Consider the following 4696-nt stretch of genomic DNA (forward strand, 5'->3'; position numbering starts at 1 on the left):
ATGGCCTTAAACGGCGCACTTGCAGGTCTTGTAGCGATCACTGCTGATCCTGCTTCACCTTCGCCATTAGCGGCAACCATTGTTGGTGCTATCGGTGGTGCATTAGTTGTGTTCTCTATCGTTACTCTAGACAAGCTTAAAATCGATGATCCTGTGGGCGCTATCTCTGTTCACGGTACTGTTGGTATCTTCGGTGTAATGGCTGTATGTGTAACTGGTGGTGCATCAGTAACTGGTCAGCTTGTTGGTCTAGCGACTATCTTTGTTTGGGTATTTGGCGCAAGTTTAATCACTTGGGGCATTATCAAAGCAGTTATGGGCATCCGCGTAACTGAAGAGCAAGAGTTCGACGGTGTTGATGTTCACGAATGTGGTCTAGAAGCTTACCCTGAGTTTGTTACTCAGAAGTAATGCCTAGATGCATCATGCATAACGCATAAAAAAACCCGCCTAGTGCGGGTTTTTTTATGTCTGTTTAAATACTTTTCAAATTAACTTGTCTTTACAGTCACTTTCTAAGCGTTTGCTGATATTAACTAATAGATCGAATCAATCAGTTCTGAGAGCTATGGCATGAAACCTGAGAACCGTCCAGTAGCTGTTATAAGTCTAAAGCTAACAAGGCTATACAAGTTTTGAATATAGGCTTACGAAAAATAAAGCCCTTTGAAGGGATAGGCAGATAGGAAGATAGGTAGACAAACAATAAATTGATAATAGAGACGCGCTGAAGCGTCAAGCGTCTCAATCAGCCTTGTGTAAATAGCGTTGCAGAAGCGATGCGGTAGAGGCATCAAAGCCATCGGCTAACAAGGTGTTAAAATCGGCATTGCGGTCGATTTCAGCTTTAATCGATTGCGATAATTTTTTACCTAATTCAACGCCCCATTGATCAAAGGGGTTGATGTGCCAAATAACACTCTGCACGAAGGCTTTTTGTTCGTATAGCGCCATCAATGCACCGAGATTGGCAGGCGTGAGTGTGTCGATCATCAGCGTGCTAGAAGGCTTGTTGCCGGGCATAAATTTATGTTGTTCAAGCCCCGGTGTATTGTCAGTTTGACCAAGCATCAGTGCGCGCGATTGTGCAAAGCAGTTTGCTAGCAGCCAATCCTGATGGCTTTGTAAACCGTGTGGCGCTGAGGCCACGGCAATAAAATCTATCGGGGTAAAATCACTGCCTTGGTGCAGCTGTTGAAAAAAGGAGTGTTGGCTATTGGAGCCAGCTTCCCCCCAAATATCCGGGCAGGTTTGATAATCAATCTGTTGATTATCGAGGTTGGCACATTTACCGGTACTTTCCATTTCTAGCTGTTGTAAAAATTGCGGAAAGCGACGCAGACGATGATCGTAGGGTACAACCGCATGTGCCTGACGTTGCCAAAAATTGGTATACCATATACCCAGCAGGCCTAAAATGATTGGCATATTCTGTTCTGGCGCAGCATGCAAGAAGTGCTGGTCCATAGCGGCGGCGCCGCTCAAAAGTGCTTCAAAGTGTTCATAGCCAAGCCCAATACAGAGCGACAAGCCTATAGCAGACCAGCTCGAATAACGGCCACCGACAAAGTCCCAAAATGGCAGCACAAACTCAGGTTTAACGCCCCAAGCGGCGGCTTTTTCAGGTTTAGCGCTTACCGCATAAAAATGCGCAGCAACCGCCTCAGGCTGCTCTAAGCTTGCAAGTAGCCAGCGTCTTGCAGTATTCGCATTTTCTAATGTTTCAAGTGTGGTGAAAGATTTGGATGCAAGAATAAATAGGGTGGTATGCGGGTTAAGCGCGGCTAAAGTTTCAGTAATATCGTTAGCGCATATATTGGCCACATAATGACAGCGAATGCCCGGTTGATGAACAGCGGATAATGCCTGGTAAATCATCGCAGGACCAAGATCAGAACCACCAATACCAATATGCACAACATCGGTAAATGGCTTACCGCTAAAGCCGCGTATCTGACCCGTTAATACCTGTTGTGAAACTTCACGCATGCGCTGTTTGACCTTGACGACGTCGGCAAATATAGGCTGTAAACTGCGCGGTACATGCGCTGAATCTTGATAGCGCAATAAGGTGTGTAAAGCAGGACGATCTTCTGTATTGTTGACATGCTGACCTGCAAATAAGGCCTGAATGCGCGATTGCAACTGCTGTTGTGCTGCAAGATCAAATAACAGCTTCAGCGTTTGCGGTTTGATTAAATGCTTAGAATAGTCGAAATAAATACCGCAGCTTTCAAGACTTAGCAGTTCGGCGCGCAATGAATTATCGGCAAAGGCTTGGTTGAGGTTGAAACCCAACATTTCTTGTTGATGTTGAATCAGCGCCTGCCAAGCCGTTGACGCTGTTAATGTGCTAGGTGTTGAGTGTTTAGACGGCATAAAAATCCTTGTACCAATGAACAAACTGCTGGATACCTTCATCGATCGAGGTGCTCGGTTGATAACCGGTGTCTTGCATCAGCTGCGATACATCGGCAAAGGTGGCTTGTACATCACCGGCCTGCATCGGCAGCATATTTTTTTTAGCCTCAATGCCAAGGCAGCGCTCTAAAGTTTGAATAAAGTCCAATAAGTTAACAGGCTGATGACAGCCAATATTATAGATCTTATAAGGCGCGTAAGAGCTTGAAGGGTCTGGGCTTGCTGCCTGCCAGTTTGGATTGGGTTGGGCGATTCGGTCTAAGGCTTTGACCGTTCCGTCGACAATATCATCAATATAGGTAAAGTCACGCTGGTGATTACCATAGTTGTATACGTCAATCGCTTTGCCCGCCAGCATTGCTTCAGTGAATTTAAACAGCGCCATGTCAGGTCGGCCCCATGGCCCATACACGGTAAAATAACGCAGGCCGGTGGTGGGCAGTTGATACAGACTGCTGTATGTATGCGCCATTAACTCATTCGCTTTTTTGCTGGCCGCATACAGGCTGACGGGATGATCAACATTGTCTTCAACTCGAAACGGCATTGATTCATTAGCACCGTAAACCGAGCTTGACGAGGCATAAACCAAATGTTCAACGTGGTTATGACGGCAGGCCTCTAAAATATGTCCAAAGCCAGTGAGGTTAGCCTCAATATAAGCCATAGGGTTGTCGATGGAATAACGAACGCCAGCCTGCGCCGCGAGATTGACGACGCGGTCAAAGCGGTGCTCGCGAAACAGTTTCTGAATAGCCGCTTGGTCTGCAATATCAATAGGGTAAAAAGTAAAGTTTGCTGTTGCCGAGAGTCGGGCTAAACGTGCCTGTTTAAGCGCTACGGCATAATAATCATTTAAATTATCAATCCCGACAACCGAATCGCCGCGGGCCAAAAGAACTTCTGAGAGCTTATGGCCAATAAAACCGGCCGCACCAGTCACTAAAACTTGCATGTTTACATCTTGAATTTTAAAAATACTAAGCATAGCATTTGCTAAGAATGAAACCTAGCGATGACTGTAATGCCTGAAAAGATTCAACTACAGCTCTCGATTGACAGCCTGCAGCAGCTTGAGCATAAGCCAAGCGTGCTATTGGCCGAAGCATCGGGTATCTCCGCTACGGCGATCAAAAAAATCATGCACAATGGCGCGGTATGGCTTAGCCGTGGTAAAACCCACCGACGTCTGCGCCGCGCCGATAGTCGAATGAAAGTGGGTGATGTCTTAGAGCTATATTTCAACCCTGCTATTCAGGCCTTGCAGCCACAGGCTGCCAACTTAATACACGACGGCGGTGATTATTCGGTATGGCATAAACCATCGGGAATGCTGTGTCAGGGCAGTTTATGGGGTGACCATACAACCTTATGTCGCTTTGTTGAAAAACAGTTTCAGTCAAACAAGCCATGTTTTACTGTACATCGACTGGATAAGGCAAGCTCAGGCCTGGTGATCGTGGCGCACAGTAAAAACTGTGCAGCAGACCTAGCGCAGCGCTTTGCGTCGCGGCAGGTATATAAGCGATATCAGGCAATCGTGTCGGGTGCTCACTATGCAGCGCATTGCCATACAACTCTTATAGACACTCCGGTTGATAATAAATCCGCCCATACAGAAGTGACAAGCCTGCGCGAAATAAACATGGCAGAATCACAAGAGATATTTAACTGCCCAACAGTGACGCTGTTAGATGTGGTTATAAAAACGGGTCGAAAACATCAAATTCGACAACATCTAGCATCGATAGGCATACCGATTATAGGTGATCGTTTATACGGCTCTGCTACCGCAGGCGATATCGACTTGCAACTACGTGCAACCGAGTTGAATTTTGATACAGAATTGAGTGATGGTGCGCAGCAGTTTGTTTTACCTATGGCACAGCAGTTAGCTGCAGCCTATTAGCTATGAAAAATCTGAAGCCTAGCAAGGCGCGTAAAAAATTTAATATGACCCAATAAGGAGAGAATCGTGACAGCACTGCACCCGATGCCGAATACCAGCGATCTGATTACCGATATTCCACGCGCAACGTTTGAGACTATCGGTCTTGCACGCTATCTCACCAAGCAGCGTCTAAAAGATGAAACGCTATTTGAACCGCACCCAGTATTACTGTTTCCCGGTTATGGAGGCACTGATGGCTCTATGACGGGCTTAAAGTATTTTCTTAATAATCTTGGCCTAAGCTGTTATTCACTCGGCTTAGGCCGCAACTTCGAAGGCAAGGATCAACGTATTGGTCGGGTAGAGCAGGCAACCGCGTTTCGT

The 4696-nt window shown here is 46.4% G+C and carries 5 protein-coding genes; 3 read left to right on the top strand and 2 right to left on the bottom strand.

Annotated features, from left to right (window positions below):
- Window positions 1-411, top strand: a 411-nt coding sequence (locus HRU21_08850; GenBank protein NRA42398.1) for an ammonium transporter, incomplete at its 5' end; no start/stop codon positions are given.
- Between the two features lie 333 nt (window positions 412-744).
- On the opposite strand, the gene pgi is transcribed toward HRU21_08850, so the two are convergent.
- Both pgi and HRU21_08860 read right to left on the bottom strand, forming a co-directional pair.
- Window positions 745-2379, bottom strand: coding sequence for a glucose-6-phosphate isomerase (pgi, locus tag HRU21_08855; GenBank protein NRA42399.1), 1635 nt, complete (start codon window positions 2377-2379; stop codon window positions 745-747).
- The gene (locus HRU21_08860) at window positions 2369-3376 is read right to left on the bottom strand and encodes an NAD-dependent epimerase (protein ID NRA42400.1); all 1008 of its coding nucleotides are present in this window, start codon (window positions 3374-3376) and stop codon (window positions 2369-2371) included. The genes pgi and HRU21_08860 overlap by 11 nt, the downstream gene beginning before the upstream one ends.
- A gap of 69 nt (window positions 3377-3445) precedes the next feature.
- Between HRU21_08860 and HRU21_08865 the strand changes: the two genes are divergently transcribed.
- Both HRU21_08865 and HRU21_08870 read left to right on the top strand, forming a co-directional pair.
- Complete coding sequence (locus HRU21_08865; GenBank protein NRA42401.1) at window positions 3446-4330, top strand: RluA family pseudouridine synthase; 885 nt, start codon at window positions 3446-3448, stop codon at window positions 4328-4330.
- Window positions 4331-4396: 66 nt separating this feature from the next.
- A partial coding sequence (locus HRU21_08870) for a hypothetical protein (protein ID NRA42402.1) occupies window positions 4397-4696 on the top strand: 300 nt, incomplete at its 3' end.

This window comes from Pseudomonadales bacterium, from assembly GCA_013215025.1.
Lineage (GTDB): Bacteria > Pseudomonadota > Gammaproteobacteria > Pseudomonadales > DT-91 > DT-91.